Below are 13935 nucleotides of genomic sequence, written 5' to 3'. Positions count from 1 at the left end.
ACGACGCCGCTCCGCGGCACCAGTAGAGTTGTTCCGTCCCAACAACTACAACTCAAGGAGTGGACAGGTGGCCGACGGCTTCGAGCTCTTCACCGACCGTTCCGTTGTCGCGATGCGCGTCAACGGCGAGCTGAAGGACCTCGCGACGACCGTCACTACGACCGACGTCGTCGAGCCGGTCACGATCGACTCGCCCGACGGCCTCAACATCCTGCGCCACTCCACGGCCCACGTGCTCGCGCAGGCGGTCCAGGCGGTCAACCCGGAGGCGAAGCTCGGCATCGGGCCGCCCATCACCGACGGCTTCTACTACGACTTCGATGTCGCCGAGCCGTTCACCCCGGAGGACCTGAAGGCCCTCGACAAGGAGATGGCGCGCATCGTGCGCGCGGGCCAGCGGTTCGTGCGCCGGGTCGTCACCGACGACGAGGCGCGCGCCGAGCTGGCGTCCGAGCCGTACAAGCTCGAGCTGATCGGTCTCAAGGGATCCGCCTCCGACGGCGGCGACAATGAGAACGTCGAGGTGGGTGGCGGCGAGCTGACCATCTACGACAACGTCGACCCGAAGAGCGGCGAGACCGTCTGGAAGGATCTCTGCCGCGGGCCGCACGTGCCGAGCACGCGCATGATCGGCAACGGCTGGGCGCTCACCCGGGTGGCCGCCGCCTACTGGCGCGGCTCCGAGAAGAACCCGCAGCTGCAGCGTGTCTACGGGACCGCGTGGCCGACGAAGGACGAACTGCGCGCGTACCAGACCCGCATGGAGGAGGCCGCCAAGCGCGACCACCGCAAGCTCGGTGCGGAGCTGGACCTGTTCTCGTTCCCGGAGGAGATCGGCTCCGGTCTCGCGGTCTTCCACCCGCGCGGTGGGATCATCCGCAAGGAGATCGAGGACTACATGCGCGAGCGCCTCATCGCCAACGGGTACGAGGTCGTGAACACACCGCACATCACCAAGGCGCACCTGTTCGAGACCAGCCAGCACCTCAACTGGTACAAGGACGGCATGTTCCCGCCCATGCACCTCGACGAGGAGCACGACGCGGAGGGCAACATCACCCGGCAGGGGCAGGACTACTACCTCAAACCGATGAACTGCCCGATGCACAACCTGATCTTCCGGGCGCGCGGCCGCAGCTACCGCGAGCTCCCGCTGCGTCTGGCCGAGTTCGGCACCGTGTACCGGTACGAGAAGTCGGGCACGCTGTCCGGCCTCACCCGCGTGCGCGGCCTCACCCAGGATGACGCCCACATCTATGTGACGGACGACCAGATCAAGGACGAGGTCGCGCGACAGCTCGAGTTCGTGCTGGAGACCCTCCGCGGGTACGGCCTGACCGACTTCTACCTCGAGCTCTCCACGAAGGACCCGGAGAAGTACGTCGGCTCGGACGAGAGCTGGGAGACCGCGACCGAGACCCTGCGGGAAGTGGCGATCGAGTCCGGACTCGAGCTCGTGGACGACCCGGCCGGGGCCGCCTTCTACGGTCCGAAGATCTCGGTGCAGGCGCGCGACGCCATCGGCCGCACCTGGCAGCTGTCGACGGTCCAGCTGGACTTCAACCAGCCGGAGCTGTTCGAACTGGAGTACAACGCGGCAGACGGCACGCGCAAGCAGCCGGCGATGATCCACCGCGCTCTGCTCGGCTCGATCGAGCGCTTCTTCGCCATCCTGCTGGAGCACTACGCGGGCGCCTTCCCGGTCTGGCTGTCGCCGGTCCAAGTGGTGGGCATCCCCGTCGCCGACGCCTACGGTCCCTTCCTCGACGACGTGATCGCCCGGCTCCGCGCCCAGGGCGTGCGCGCCGAGGTGGACCACTCCGACGACCGGATGCAGAAGAAGATCCGCACGCACACGAAGGCCAAGGTGCCCTTCCAGCTCATCGTGGGCGAGGAGGACGCCGGGGCCGGCACGGTGAGCTTCCGTTTCCGCGACGGCAGCCAGCTGAACGGCGTCGCCGTCGACGAGGCGATCGAGCGCATCGTCGCGAGCATCCGCAGCCACGAGCTGGTCGACACCGCATGGCCCGCCTGAGTCTGGACGACTACGCCGACCCGGCCGGCGGCGAAGGGAGCGGCGGCGAGGGGAGCGACGGTGCCGGCGCGCAGGGGATCCGCGTCGACGACGCGTCGACCCTCGTCGGCGTGCCCGACGAGTTCCAGCGGCTCTGGACGCCGCACCGGATGGTCTACATCCAGCACGGCCAGCAGCCCGGCACGGACGACTGCCCGTTCTGCGTCGCCCCCAGCATGAGCGATGAGGATGCGCTGATCGTCGCGCGCGGCGAGCACGCGTACGCGCTGCTCAACCTGTTCCCGTACAACAGCGGCCACCTCCTGGTCTGCCCGTACCGCCACATCGCGACCTACGACGAGGCGACGCCCGACGAGGTCGCCGAGATCGGTTCGCTGACCCAGACGGCCATGCGCGTCATCCGGCAGGTCTCCAAGAACGACGGATTCAACATCGGCATGAACCAGGGCGCGGTCGCGGGTGCCGGGATCGCCGCCCACCTGCACCAGCACATCGTGCCCCGCTGGGCGCAGGATGCGAACTTCCTGCCGATCATCGCGAAGACGAAAGCGCTGCCGCAGCTGCTCGGCGACGTGCGCGCAGCCATCGCGGGGGCCTGGCCCGTGTCCTGATCCGTCGACATTCGTGACGGATGTCGACTCTCGCGTCTGCGGAGCCGGCATCCGTCACGAGTGCGCGGGAGGTCAGCGAACCTGACGAACGGGGAACTGCTCGCGAGGGTGCGCGTAGAACTCCTGCGCCTCGACGAGCTGCAGCTCCCGCTCGCCCGACTCGAGCGTGCGGGTGAGCAGGTCGAACACGCTCGACACCGTCATGCGGAGGGCGGTCTCTGCGCTGCCGGTGCGGACATAGTGCGCGGTGAACAGCGCGGCGGTGACGTCGCCCGAGCCGTTCGCCTTCATCGGGAGCCGCGGAGTCTGCACGATCCAGGCGCCCGCGTCGTCGACGGCGAGCATCTCGATGGTGTCGGCGGGCTGGTCGGGGCGCTCGACGCTCGTCACGAGGACGGTCCGCGGTCCCATCGCACGCGCGGCGTCGACCGACTCCAGCGTCGACTCCAGCGTGTCCGGGGTGGTCCCGGTCAGGTAGCCGAGCTCGAACTGGTTCGGGGTGATGATGTCGGCGACGGGGACGACGCGGTCGCGCAGGAGGTCCGGGATGGCCGGCGCGACGAAGCAGCCGGACTTCGCGTTGCCCATGACCGGGTCGCAGGCGTAGACAGCGCTCGGGTTGGCGGCCTTGACGCGCGCGACGGCGTCGATGATCACGTCGCCGATGCCCTCGCCGCCCTGGTAGCCGGAGAGGACGGCGTCGACCTGCCCGAGCACCCCGCGCTCCTCGATGCCGGTGATGACCTCGCGCACGTCGTCCGGCGCGATCAGCGGTCCGCGCCAGGCGCCGTAGCCGGTGTGGTTCGAGAAGTTCACCGTGTAGACGGGGAGCACCTCCACGCCGATGCGCTGGAGCGGGAAGACGGCGGCGGAGTTGCCGACGTGACCGTAGGCGACCGCCGACTGGATCGAGAGGATCTTCATCTCTCGATCCTCTCATTGCGCACGGGGTGCCGTCGCACGCGCGTGGCCGCGTCCACGAGGTCGTCCGCCAGTCGCTCCGCCTCGTCGGCCGTGAGATCGTGCACGGTGAGGCGCAGGTGATGCGATGGGGCGGCGTCGGCGAGGAGGAACTCGTCGCCGGTGCGCGCCAGCCAGCCGCGGCGCATCAGCCGGTCGGCGACGGCACGCGCCTCGACGGGCAGCTCCAGCCAGAGGTTGAGGCCGTCCGCGGCCGTGGCGGGGAGGCCACGCTCGGCGAGGCGCGCGGCGAAATCGGCGTTGCGTTCGGCGTAGTGGGCACCGGCGTCGGAGATCGCCTCCAGCGTCGCCGCGTCCGTCAGCTGGGTGTGCACGAGACGCTGGAGGATGTGGCTCACCCAGGTCGTCCCCGGGCTCAGCCGGAACGCGAGCCGCTCGGCCGTCTCGGGATCGGTAGCTGCCAGCGCCACGCACATGTCCGGTCCCAGGAACTTCGACACCGAGCGCACCAGGGCGTAGCGGCGGTGGCCCGGGCCGATGAGCGTCTCGTACGGGCGCTGCGAGAGCATCGAGAAGTGGTCGTCCTCGATGACGAGCACGTAGGGGTGGTCCGCGAGCTGGGCGCGCAGCGCGCCTGCGCGGGCGGGGGAGAGGGTGGCCCCCGTCGGGTTCTGCGCCCGCGGCGTGCAGATGATCGCGCGCACCCCGGCGTCGAGCGCCGCCCGCAGGCCCTCCACCGTCATCCCCTCGTCGTCGACGGGGACGGGGACGGCCCGGTAGCCGCCGTGCCGGACGGTGTGGATGCTCGCCAGGAAGCAGGGATCCTCCAGGGCGATCGCGTCGTCCCGGAGGAGGGCCTGGGCGAGCAGGCGCTCCACCGCGTCGACCGCCCCGCTCGTGACCGTGATCCGCACCTCCGGATCGGGGAGGTCACGTCGGACCCACGCGCGCGCCCAGGCTTCCAGTCCCGGGTCGATGACCGGCTCGCCGTAGAGCACCGGCCGGCCGATGGCGCCGGCGAGCGCGCGCGACGGGTCGGGGATGCGGCGCGGGTCGGGGTTGCCGGTGCCGACGTCGCGGAGCACACTGTCGGGCGCGTAGCCCTCCTGGGCGACGGCCTCCACGCCGGCGATCACGGTCCCGGCGCGTCCCCGGGCGACGACGACGCCGGCCTGGGCGAGCAGACGGTAGGCCGCGACGGCCGTGTTGCGGTTGATGCCGAGCCGTCCTGCGAGTTCGCGCACGGGGGGAAGGGCGTCGCCGCGGCGCAGCTCCCCGCGCTCGTGGAGGGCGCGGACGCTCGCCGCGATCTCGGCCGCCGTGGTCCCCGTGATGCTCTGTTCGTCCATCTCGGATTCGAGTCTAGTGAGGCGCGGTGAGGATGCTATCGTTCGGCATAGGCCAAACAGGATTGTGTTCCACACGAGAGGGCGATGATGACAGACACACTGCAGGGCACCGCGACGGGATCGAGCCGCGTCAAGCGCGGACTGGCGGAGATGCTGAAGGGCGGCGTCATCATGGACGTCGTCACGCCGGAGCAGGCGCGCATCGCCGAGGACGCCGGAGCCGTCGCAGTGATGGCGCTGGAGCGCGTGCCGGCCGACATCCGAGCCCAGGGCGGCGTCGCCCGCATGAGCGACCCCGACCTCATCGAGGCGATCATCGCCGAGGTGTCGATCCCGGTCATGGCGAAGGCCCGCATCGGCCACTTCGTCGAGGCACAGGTGCTCGAGGCGCTCGATGTCGACTACATCGACGAGTCCGAGGTGCTGTCGCCCGCCGACTACGTCAACCACATCGACAAGTGGAAGTTCACCGTGCCGTTCGTCTGCGGCGCCACCAACCTCGGCGAGGCGCTCCGGCGCATCAACGAGGGCGCGGCCATGATCCGCTCGAAGGGCGAGGCCGGCACCGGCGATGTCTCGGAGGCGACGAAGCACATCCGCAAGATCACGTCCGAGATCAACGCGCTGACATCGATGTCGCGGGACGAGCTCTACGTCGCGGCCAAGGAACTGCAGGCGCCGTACGAGCTGGTCGCCGAGGTCGCGGAGACCGGCACGCTCCCCGTGGTGCTGTTCACCGCCGGCGGCGTCGCCACTCCGGCCGACGCGGCGATGATGATGCAGCTCGGCGCGGACGGCGTGTTCGTCGGCTCGGGCATCTTCAAGTCGGGCAACCCCGAGCAGCGTGCGGCCGCGATCGTCAAGGCCACCACGTTCTACGACGACGCGAAGGTCATCGCCGAGGTGTCGCGCGGCCTCGGCGAGGCCATGGTCGGCATCAACGTGTCGGACCTCGCCGCGCCGCACCGCCTCGCCGAGCGTGGCTGGTAAGTGCTGAGCGACCAGCGCGCACCGCGCGTCGGCGTCCTCGCCCTGCAGGGGGACTTCCGCGAGCACATCGCGGTCCTCCGAGGGCTGGGCGCCGACGCGGTTCCGGTGCGCCGCGAGGAGGAGCTGGCGGCGGTGGACGGCCTCGTCATCCCCGGGGGCGAGTCCAGCGTGATGGACAAGCTGTCTCGCGCGTTCGGACTCGCGGGGCCGCTGCGCGCGGCGATCGCGGGCGGCCTGCCGGTCTACGGGACGTGCGCCGGGCTCATCATGCTCGCCGACACGATCGTCGACGGCATCGCCGGTCAGCAGAGTCTGGGCGGTCTCGACGTCGCCGTACGCCGGAACGCGTTCGGTTCGCAGGTCGACTCCTTCGAGACCGACCTCGACATCCCCGTCATCGGTGACGAGCCGTTGCACGCGGTCTTCATCCGCGCGCCGATCGTCGAGTCGGTGGGGGAGAAGGCCACGGCGCTCGCCCGCGTCGCCGACGGGCGTGTGGTCGCCGTGGAGCAGGGGAACCTGCTGGGCACGTCGTTCCATCCCGAGATCACGGGGGACACGCGGTTCCACGCCTACTTCCTCGACAAGGTGCGCGCCTCGGCTACCGTACGGGGATGACCGGAGCGCCGTCGACGACCGCCGTGTACCCCTACGAGTCGCAGTGGGGCGATCTGCGGTGCAACGAGCCGGTGATCGTGCGCGGCGAACGGCCGGGCCGGTTCCACGACTGGGCCACGGACGGGTACGCCACCGAGGAGGAGTACGAGTACTGGGCCGCGCACGTCTGCGGGCTGGCGGGGTTCCGCTCCGTGCTGCGCGCCTGGCGTCCGGAGGCACGGGTCGTGCCGATGCGGCAGCTGATCGCGGGCGCCGTCGAGGCCGGTGCGCTGGTCCCGCGCGACGACACGGTCGACGGCCTCTACTACCGGCCGTTCCTCGCCTGGATCGCGCGCGACTTCGGCATCGACGGCGACGTCTTCGAGCACGCGCGCGTCGCCGACTGGGCGCCGGGGATCGGCGACGGCGCGGTGGTGCTCGCGTCCGTCTCTCCCGAGATCCGCTGGCCGGACCGCCCGAACCACCGGCGTGGCGGCCACCTCGTGCTCGTGCACGCGCGCGACGCGGACGGGAGGCTGATCTTCCACAACCCGTCCGGGATCGGCCGGACGGCGGCCGGCGCGGTCGCCGAGCCGGCGGTCTTCGAGCGGTTCCACGCGGGGCGCGGCATCCGCTTGCGCCGCTGAGGGAACACCGTCGATTACTATGGACAGGTTCAGAACGTAACTCGAGGGAGCACCAGTGTCCGGGCATTCCAAGTGGGCCACGACCAAGCACAAGAAGGCGGTCATCGACGCACGCCGTGCCAAGTCGTTCGCCAAGCTCATCAAGAACATCGAGGTCGCGGCCAAGACCGGCGGCGCCGACCTCTCCGGCAATCCGACCCTCGTCGACGCCGTGCAGAAGGCGAAGAAGACGTCGGTCCCGAACGACAACATCGATCGCGCGATCAAGCGCGGTGCCGGCCTGACCGGTGAGACCATCGACTACACGACGATCATGTACGAGGGCTACGGCCCGGGCGGCGTAGCCCTGCTGATCGAGTGCCTCACCGAGAACAAGAACCGTGCCGCCGCCGAGGTGCGCACGGCCATGACGCGCAACGGCGGCACGATGGCCGATCCGGGCAGCGTCGCCTACAACTTCCACCGCAAGGGCGTCATCGTGGTGCCGCACGCGGACGGCGTCGACGAGGACTCGGTCCTCGGCGCCGTGCTCGACGCGGGCGCGGAAGAGGTCACCGACCGCGGTGAGACGTTCGAGGTCATTACCGAGGCCACCGACCTCGTGGCCGCGCGCACCGCGCTGCAGGAGGCCGGCATCGACTACGACTCCGCCGATGCCGAGTTCGTCGCGACCGTGAACGTCGAGGCCGACGCCGAGGTCGCCCGCAAGGTCTTCCGCCTCATCGACGCGCTCGAGGACTCGGACGACGTGCAGAACGTCTACACGAACCTCGATCTGACCGCCGAGGTCCAGGCGCAGCTCGACGAAGACGACGAGTAAGCGGCCTGTCATGTCGTTCCGGGTGCTCGGCATCGACCCCGGTCTGACCCGGTGCGGCGTCGGCGTCGTGGACGTGCGTCCCGACCGCCGCGCCGCGCTCGTGGAAGTGACGGTCATCCGAACCCCGCCCAGCATGCCGCTGGAAGAGCGATTGCTCGCCGTGGGCGACGGGATCGAGCGGCTCCTCGACGAGCACCGGCCCGCTGCCGTCGCGATCGAGCGTGTCTTCGCGCAGCACAACCTGCGCACCGTCATGGGGATCGCCCAGGTCAGCGGGGTCGCACTGCACTCGGCGGCGAAGCGCAGCCTGCCCGTCGCGCTGCACACGCCGAGCGAGGTGAAGGCGGCGATCACGGGGTACGGCTCGGCCGACAAGAAGCAGGTGCAGGCGATGGTCGCGCGCATCCTCGGACTCGCCGAGGCTCCCAAACCCGCGGACGCGGCGGACGCGCTCGCGATCGCGATCTGCCATGCCTGGCGTGGTGCACCGGCGGCGGCCGCATCGGCCTCCGGCGGGGGAGCGGCGCAGACCCCGGCGCAGGCGGCGTGGCTCGCCGCAGAGCGGTCCGCCCGGGCGTCGGCGGCTCCCCGTAGGCTGGCCAGGTGATCTCCTCTCTCCGCGGCACCGTCCTCTCCGCGAGCGGCGGCACCGCCGTGCTCGAGGTCGGCGGTGTCGGCTTCGCCGTCCAGCTGACCCCCGACCACGTGCTCTCGCTGCGCATCGGCGAGGAGGCCTTCATCCACACGTCGATGGTGGTCCGCGAGGACTCCCTCCAGCTCTTCGGCTTCGTCGACCGTGAGCAGCTGGACGTCTTCGAGCTGCTCACGGGCGTCACCGGTGTCGGGCCGAAGTCCGCGATCGGCGTCCTGTCCGTGCTCTCGCCGGACCAGATCGCCGACGCGGTCGCGGCCGACGACGACGCCCCGTTCCGCAAGGTCTCCGGAATCGGGCCCAAGACGGCCAAACTGATCGTCGTCTCGCTGACGGGCAAGCTCGTCGCCACACGGCGAGCGGTTCCCGCGGTCGCGTCCGTGCGCACGCCGTCGTCCGTCTCCGACAGCGTCCTCATCGCTCTGGTCGGTCTGGGCTGGCCCGAGAAGGTCGCCGCCGAAGCCCTCGCCGACGTCGTCGCCGACACGGACGAACCCCTGCGCGACACGGTGCCGGCCCTCCTGCGGCTCACCCTCTCGCGCCTCGGACCGGCCGCGCAGGGCGCACGATGAGCGACGACCTGACCGCGCCGGAGCTCGAGTCGGAGTCCGAGCTCGCGTTCGAAGGAGCCCTCCGCCCCCGATCGCTCGCCGAGTTCGTCGGCCAGGCGAAGGTCAGGGGACAGCTGCAGCTGCTCCTGACCGCCGCGAAGATGCAGGATCGCACCGCGGATCACATCCTCCTGGCCGGGCCGCCCGGTCTCGGCAAGACGACCCTCGCGATGATCGTCGCGCACGAGAGCGGGCGTCCGCTGCGGCTGTCGAGCGGCCCCGCGATCCAGCACGCCGGAGACCTCGCCGCTCTGCTGTCGTCGCTCACGCCGGGCGAAGTGCTCTTCATCGACGAGATCCACCGCATGGCGCGCTCCGCGGAGGAGATGCTGTACCTGGCGATGGAGGACTTCCGCATCGACATCATGGTCGGCAAGGGGGCGGGGGCGACCTCGATCCCGCTCGACCTGGCCCCGTTCACCCTGGTCGGCGCGACGACACGCTCCGGCCTGCTCCCGAACCCGCTGCGTGACCGGTTCGGCTTCACGGCGCATCTCGAGTTCTATGACGAGAGCGAGTTGACGCAGGTGCTCTCGCGCGCGGCCACCATGCTCGAGCTCGAGATCGACCGGGAGGCGCTGGCCGAGATCGCCGGGCGTTGCCGGGGAACGCCGCGTATCGCCAACCGCCTGCTGCGGCGAGTGCGGGACTACGCCCTCGTGCACGGCGGCCGCGCCGATCTCGCTGCCGTCGGAGCAGCCCTCGAACTGTACGATGTCGACCCGCTCGGCCTCGACCGGCTCGACCGCGCCGTGCTGCACGCCATCCTGGAACGCTTCGAGGGAGGACCGGTCGGCCTGAACACGCTCGCGGTCTCGGTGGGCGAGGAGGCGGAGACGATCGAATCGGTCGTCGAGCCCTTCCTGGTGCGCATCGGGCTGCTGTCGCGGACCCCCCGAGGGCGGGTCGCGACACCCGCCGCGTGGCGTCACTTCGGGATTCCCGGCCCGCGCCAAGGCCGTTCGGAGCAACCATCCCTGATGGATGACTTATGATGTGAGGTGGCCGTTCGGCCCCCACAGACTCCCACCGGAAGGTTCGGCAGAATTCCATGGCCATTGATCCGCTGACTATTGTGATGGTCGTCATCCTGGCGGCCCTCATCTTCTTCATGTTCCGCAACAGCCGCAAGCGCCAGCGCGAGCAGGCCGAGACGCGTTCGAAGATGGTGCCGGGCGCCGAGGTCATGACGAACTTCGGCCTCTACGGGACGCTGCTGTCCGTCAACGAGGACGACAACACCGCGCTCGTCGAGACCAGCCCCGGCCACGTCATCAAGGTGCACCGGCAGGTGCTCGCCCGCGTCGTGGAGCCCACCGTCGCCGAGCCGGCCGAGGCCGACACCGACGCTGAACTCACGACCGGTTCCGCCGAGCTCAACGAGGACCACGCCATCCGCCACGACACGCCGGAGTACGGCGAGCGGATCGACGAGACCTCCAAGAAGCCCGGCGCGAAGAGCGACGACTAACTCCCGACCCGTGGGCCGCGGCGCTTCGGCGTGCGCGGAACACTCGTAGAAAGCTGAGTTCCTAGGTGGCAAAGTCGACTCCGGTCAAGAAAGCCTGGCGTTCGCTGACGTGGCTCGGTGTGCTGGTCGTGGTGCTCCTGGGCACCCTCACCGCCGGTGTGCTGTTCAGCAACGCGACCTGGCTGCCGAAGCTCGCCCTCGATCTCGAGGGCGGGACCCAGGTGATCCTGACCCCACAGGTCGAGAACGGGCAGCAGATCCAGCAGCAGCAGCTGGACCAGGCCGTGTCGATCATCCGCCAGCGCATCGACGCCTCGGGCATCTCCGAGGCGCAGATCTCCACCGAGGGCTCGCGCAACATCGTCGTCTCCCTGCCGGGCAAGCCCGACGAAGAGACCCTGAACCGCGTCAAGTCGAGCGCTCGCCTCGATTTCCGCCCGGTCCTGGTCTCGGGCGGCCCGACCAATGAGGTCGTCGGCGCTGACGGCAAGTCCACCCCGGCTCCGACTCCGGCCCCGGACCTGCAGTCGACGCCGTCCGCATCGCCGACGAACGGCAGCGATCTCGCCTGGGTGACGCCCAAGCTGCAGGCCGACTTCAACGCGTACTCGTGCTCGTCGAAGAGCAATCCGGACGCCAGCTCGGCGCCGACCGACCAGCCGCTCATCACCTGTGACGACCAGAACCAGGTCAAGTACCTGCTCGGTCCTGTCGAGGTGAAGGGTCAGAACATCAGCGACGCCTCCGCCGGGCTCGTGCAGAGCTCGCAGGGCGTCACGACCGGCCAGTGGGCCGTCAACATCGTGTTCGACTCCACGGGGACCAAGCAGTTCGCGGACGTCACCACTCGCCTCGTCGGCTTGACCGGCGCGCAGAACCAGTTCGCGATCGTCCTCGATGGCAAGGTCATCTCCGCACCGACGACGCAGGCCGCGATCACCGACGGCAAGCCGCAGATCACGGGCAACTTCACGGAGTCGACCGCCAAGGCACTGGCCGACCAGCTCAAGTTCGGTGCGCTGCCGTTCAGCTTCAAGGTTCAGAGCCAGGACACCATCTCGGCGACGCTGGGCGCCTCGCAGCTCATCAGCGGTCTCGTCGCGGGTCTGATCGGTCTGATCCTCGTCGGCATCTACACCTTCTTCCAGTACCGTCTCCTCGGCTTCGTCACGATCTTCTCGCTCGTCGTGGCCGGCGTGCTGACCTGGCTGACGATCTCGCTGCTGTCGTGGCACTACGGTTACCGTCTGTCGCTCGCGGGCGTCGCCGGTCTCATCGTCGCGATCGGATTCACAGCGGACTCGTTCATCGTGTACTTCGAACGAATACGTGACGAGCTGCGAGACGGGAGGAGTCTCGAATCCGCGGTGGAGGCCGGATGGGCGCGCGCCCGTCGCACGATCTACGCGTCGAAAGCCACCAACCTCCTCGCCGCGATCGTGCTGTACATCCTGGCCGCCGCCAATGTGCGCGGCTTCGCGTTCACGCTGGGTCTGACCACGATCATCGACGTGATCGTCGTGCTCCTGTTCACGCACCCGACGCTGCAGCTGCTCGGCCGTACGCGGTTCTTCAGCGAGGGCCACGCGTGGTCCGGTCTCGACCCGCAGGCGCTGGGCGCCGTGTACCGCGGCGCCGCGCAGTTCCGCACGCCGTCCGCGGCGAAGGTCGGTGCCGGAACCGCTGCGCGCAGCAGCAAGGAGGCGGCCCGCCGCCAGACGATCGCCGAGCGCAAGGCCGCCGAGCTGAGCGGCGCTTCGAGCTCGTCGTCGTCCGATCGATCGACCGACGGGAAGGACTCCTGATGGCCAGCCGTCTCACCAAGTTCGGCAACGACCTCTACACGGGTGCTCGCTCGTTCGACTTCGTCGGCAAGCGCAAGATCTGGTACGCGATCGCGGCCGTCATGGTCATCGCGTCGATCCTGATCCCGGTCCTCAAGGGCGGCTTCAACTTCTCGATCGAGTTCCGCGGCGGTTCGCAGTTCCAGATCACGAACGTCGAGAGCACCGACACCACCAAGGCGCAGGACGCCGTCACGAGCGTCGTGCCGAACGCCGTCTCCCACGTCAGCGTGGTCGGCTCCAACGCCGTCCAGGTGCAGACCGACCAGCTGTCCGACACCGAGACCAAGGCGGTCGCCGACGCGCTCGCCAAGGCCTACGGCGTCCCGGACTCCGAGGTCGCGTCGACATTCATCGGCCCCTCCTGGGGGGCGGACGTGACGCAGCAGTCCATCCAGGGCCTGGTCGTGTTCCTGCTGTTGGCGTTCATCGCCATGGCGCTGTACTTCCGCACCTGGAAGATGTCGGTGTCGGCGATCATCTCGCTGTTCCACGACCTCATCATCACCGCGGGCATCTACGCTCTGGTCGGGTTCGAGGTCTCGCCGGCCACGATGATCGGCTTCCTGACGATCCTCGGCTATTCGCTGTACGACACGGTCGTGGTGTTCGACAAGGTCCGGGAGAACACCCGCGAGGAGATGGAGCTGACGCGGCGGACCTTCGCGGAGTCGGTGAACCTCGCCGTCAACCAGACCCTCGTGCGGTCGATCAACACCGCCGTCGTCGCCGTGCTCCCGGTCGCGTCGATCCTCTTCATCGGCGCCTACGCGCTCGGTGCGGCGACACTGCGCGATATCTCGCTGGCCCTCCTGATCGGCATCATCGTCGGCACGTACTCGACGATCTTCCTGGCAGCGCCGATGTACTCGCAGTTCCGCGAGGGCGAGGCGGGGATCAAGAAGCACGACCAGAAGGTTCGCTCGATCCGCCCCAAGGCGGCGGCCCCCCAGCCGACCGACGCCATCGCGGCGGAGTAGGAGCGGCGCATGGGCGGCCCCTATCTCTCCGAGGACGAGGTGAGCGCTGCCCGCGCCCACGAGATCGTCGCCGCGGGGGAGGCCTGGCTGCTCGACGTCCGCGAAGCGTACGAGTGGGAGGAGGTGCGCTCTCCGGAGGCGCACCTCATCCCGCTCTCCCAGTTGCAGGACCGCCAGGACGAGTTGCCGGAGGACCGCCAGATCCTGGTGATCTGCCATTCGGGCGCCCGCTCGCGCATGGTGACGGACGCGCTCGTGCGCGCCGACTTCCCAGCGGCGAACGTCGCGGGCGGGATGATCGCCTGGGAGTCCGTCGGGGCCCCGATCGAGCGGGGCGCCGGACCCGCGGGAGCCGTCAGCTGATCGCTGCGAGCGGACGACGGCAGGAGCGCCCCGTCCGAGCGGTG

At 69.6% G+C, this 13935-nt stretch carries 15 protein-coding genes; 13 read left to right on the top strand and 2 right to left on the bottom strand.

Translation table 11 applies throughout. The features are described 5' to 3' along the window. Positions 1–67 precede the first annotated feature (67 nt). Together thrS and IT072_RS11875 are read left to right on the top strand one after the other, a co-directional pair. The gene (thrS, locus tag IT072_RS11880) at positions 68–2035 is read left to right on the top strand and encodes a threonine--tRNA ligase (RefSeq protein ID WP_223356853.1); all 1968 of its coding nucleotides are present in this window, start codon (positions 68–70) and stop codon (positions 2033–2035) included. Then, positions 2023–2646 carry an HIT family protein gene (locus tag IT072_RS11875; RefSeq protein WP_223356851.1) on the top strand — a complete coding sequence of 208 codons (624 nt, stop codon included), beginning with the start codon at positions 2023–2025 and terminating at the stop codon, positions 2644–2646. The genes thrS and IT072_RS11875 overlap by 13 nt, the downstream gene beginning before the upstream one ends. Positions 2647–2718: 72 nt before the next feature. Here the strand turns inward: IT072_RS11875 and pdxY are convergent, their stop codons facing one another. Both pdxY and IT072_RS11865 read right to left on the bottom strand, forming a co-directional pair. Beyond that, entirely contained in the window at positions 2719–3570 is an 852-nt protein-coding gene (pdxY, locus tag IT072_RS11870) for a pyridoxal kinase PdxY (protein WP_223356849.1), read from the bottom strand. After that, positions 3567–4916: an aminotransferase class I/II-fold pyridoxal phosphate-dependent enzyme gene (locus IT072_RS11865; protein ID WP_223356847.1), complete on the bottom strand. Its 1350-nt coding sequence runs from the start codon at positions 4914–4916 to the stop codon at positions 3567–3569. The genes pdxY and IT072_RS11865 overlap by 4 nt, the downstream gene beginning before the upstream one ends. Positions 4917–5000: 84 nt before the next feature. Between IT072_RS11865 and pdxS the strand changes: the two genes are divergently transcribed. The 11 genes from pdxS to IT072_RS11810 all read left to right on the top strand — a co-directional run bounded on the left by pdxS (position 5001) and on the right by IT072_RS11810 (position 13891). Beyond that, positions 5001–5906 carry a pyridoxal 5'-phosphate synthase lyase subunit PdxS gene (gene pdxS / locus IT072_RS11860; RefSeq protein WP_327058906.1) on the top strand — a complete coding sequence of 302 codons (906 nt, stop codon included), beginning with the start codon at positions 5001–5003 and terminating at the stop codon, positions 5904–5906. Further along, on the top strand, positions 5907–6524 hold the full coding sequence (gene pdxT / locus IT072_RS11855) for a pyridoxal 5'-phosphate synthase glutaminase subunit PdxT (protein WP_223356844.1): 618 nt from the start codon (positions 5907–5909) through the stop codon (positions 6522–6524). Next, entirely contained in the window at positions 6521–7150 is a 630-nt protein-coding gene (locus IT072_RS11850) for a hypothetical protein (RefSeq protein WP_223356842.1), read from the top strand. Before pdxT ends, IT072_RS11850 begins: the two co-directional genes overlap by 4 nt. 55 nt (positions 7151–7205) lie before the next feature. Then, a complete protein-coding gene (locus tag IT072_RS11845; RefSeq protein WP_223356840.1) occupies positions 7206–7970 on the top strand; it encodes a YebC/PmpR family DNA-binding transcriptional regulator in 765 nt (254 codons plus the stop codon). A gap of 10 nt (positions 7971–7980) precedes the next feature. Beyond that, entirely contained in the window at positions 7981–8577 is a 597-nt protein-coding gene (gene ruvC, locus IT072_RS11840; protein WP_223356838.1) for a crossover junction endodeoxyribonuclease RuvC, read from the top strand. Continuing rightward, the gene (gene ruvA / locus IT072_RS11835; RefSeq protein ID WP_223356836.1) at positions 8574–9194 is read left to right on the top strand and encodes a Holliday junction branch migration protein RuvA; all 621 of its coding nucleotides are present in this window, start codon (positions 8574–8576) and stop codon (positions 9192–9194) included. The genes ruvC and ruvA overlap by 4 nt, the downstream gene beginning before the upstream one ends. Beyond that, a complete protein-coding gene (gene ruvB, locus IT072_RS11830; RefSeq protein ID WP_223356834.1) occupies positions 9191–10228 on the top strand; it encodes a Holliday junction branch migration DNA helicase RuvB in 1038 nt (345 codons plus the stop codon). Before ruvA ends, ruvB begins: the two co-directional genes overlap by 4 nt. A gap of 56 nt (positions 10229–10284) precedes the next feature. Then, complete coding sequence (gene yajC / locus IT072_RS11825) at positions 10285–10704, top strand: preprotein translocase subunit YajC (protein WP_223356832.1); 420 nt, start codon at positions 10285–10287, stop codon at positions 10702–10704. A gap of 65 nt (positions 10705–10769) precedes the next feature. Further along, entirely contained in the window at positions 10770–12509 is a 1740-nt protein-coding gene (gene secD / locus IT072_RS11820) for a protein translocase subunit SecD (RefSeq protein ID WP_223356829.1), read from the top strand. Beyond that, on the top strand, positions 12509–13528 hold the full coding sequence (gene secF, locus IT072_RS11815) for a protein translocase subunit SecF (protein WP_223356827.1): 1020 nt from the start codon (positions 12509–12511) through the stop codon (positions 13526–13528). The genes secD and secF overlap by 1 nt, the downstream gene beginning before the upstream one ends. 9 nt (positions 13529–13537) lie before the next feature. Beyond that, positions 13538–13891, top strand: a complete 354-nt coding sequence (locus IT072_RS11810) for a rhodanese-like domain-containing protein (protein ID WP_223356825.1) — start codon at positions 13538–13540, stop codon at positions 13889–13891. Positions 13892–13935 lie beyond the last annotated feature (44 nt).

The organism is Leifsonia sp. ZF2019, from assembly GCF_019924635.1.
Taxonomy (GTDB): Bacteria; Actinomycetota; Actinomycetes; order Actinomycetales; family Microbacteriaceae; genus Leifsonia.
Note: the sequence above shows the minus strand (reverse complement) of the source record. Positions and strands in the feature narration are given on the sequence as shown.

What these genes read in the sequence shown, in the direction of transcription:
- IT072_RS11875 (WP_223356851.1), top strand. Translation starts at nt 2,023, where the DNA reads ATGGCCCGCCTGAGTCTGGACGACTACGCCGACCCGGCCGGCGGCGAA.
- pdxY (WP_223356849.1), bottom strand. Translation starts at nt 3,570, where the DNA reads ATGAAGATCCTCTCGATCCAGTCGGCGGTCGCCTACGGTCACGTCGGC.
- IT072_RS11865 (WP_223356847.1), bottom strand. Translation starts at nt 4,916, where the DNA reads ATGGACGAACAGAGCATCACGGGGACCACGGCGGCCGAGATCGCGGCG.
- pdxS (WP_327058906.1), top strand. Translation starts at nt 5,001, where the DNA reads ATGATGACAGACACACTGCAGGGCACCGCGACGGGATCGAGCCGCGTC.
- IT072_RS11850 (WP_223356842.1), top strand. Translation starts at nt 6,521, where the DNA reads ATGACCGGAGCGCCGTCGACGACCGCCGTGTACCCCTACGAGTCGCAG.
- ruvC (WP_223356838.1), top strand. Translation starts at nt 7,981, where the DNA reads ATGTCGTTCCGGGTGCTCGGCATCGACCCCGGTCTGACCCGGTGCGGC.
- ruvB (WP_223356834.1), top strand. Translation starts at nt 9,191, where the DNA reads ATGAGCGACGACCTGACCGCGCCGGAGCTCGAGTCGGAGTCCGAGCTC.
- yajC (WP_223356832.1), top strand. Translation starts at nt 10,285, where the DNA reads ATGGCCATTGATCCGCTGACTATTGTGATGGTCGTCATCCTGGCGGCC.
- secF (WP_223356827.1), top strand. Translation starts at nt 12,509, where the DNA reads ATGGCCAGCCGTCTCACCAAGTTCGGCAACGACCTCTACACGGGTGCT.
- IT072_RS11810 (WP_223356825.1), top strand. Translation starts at nt 13,538, where the DNA reads ATGGGCGGCCCCTATCTCTCCGAGGACGAGGTGAGCGCTGCCCGCGCC.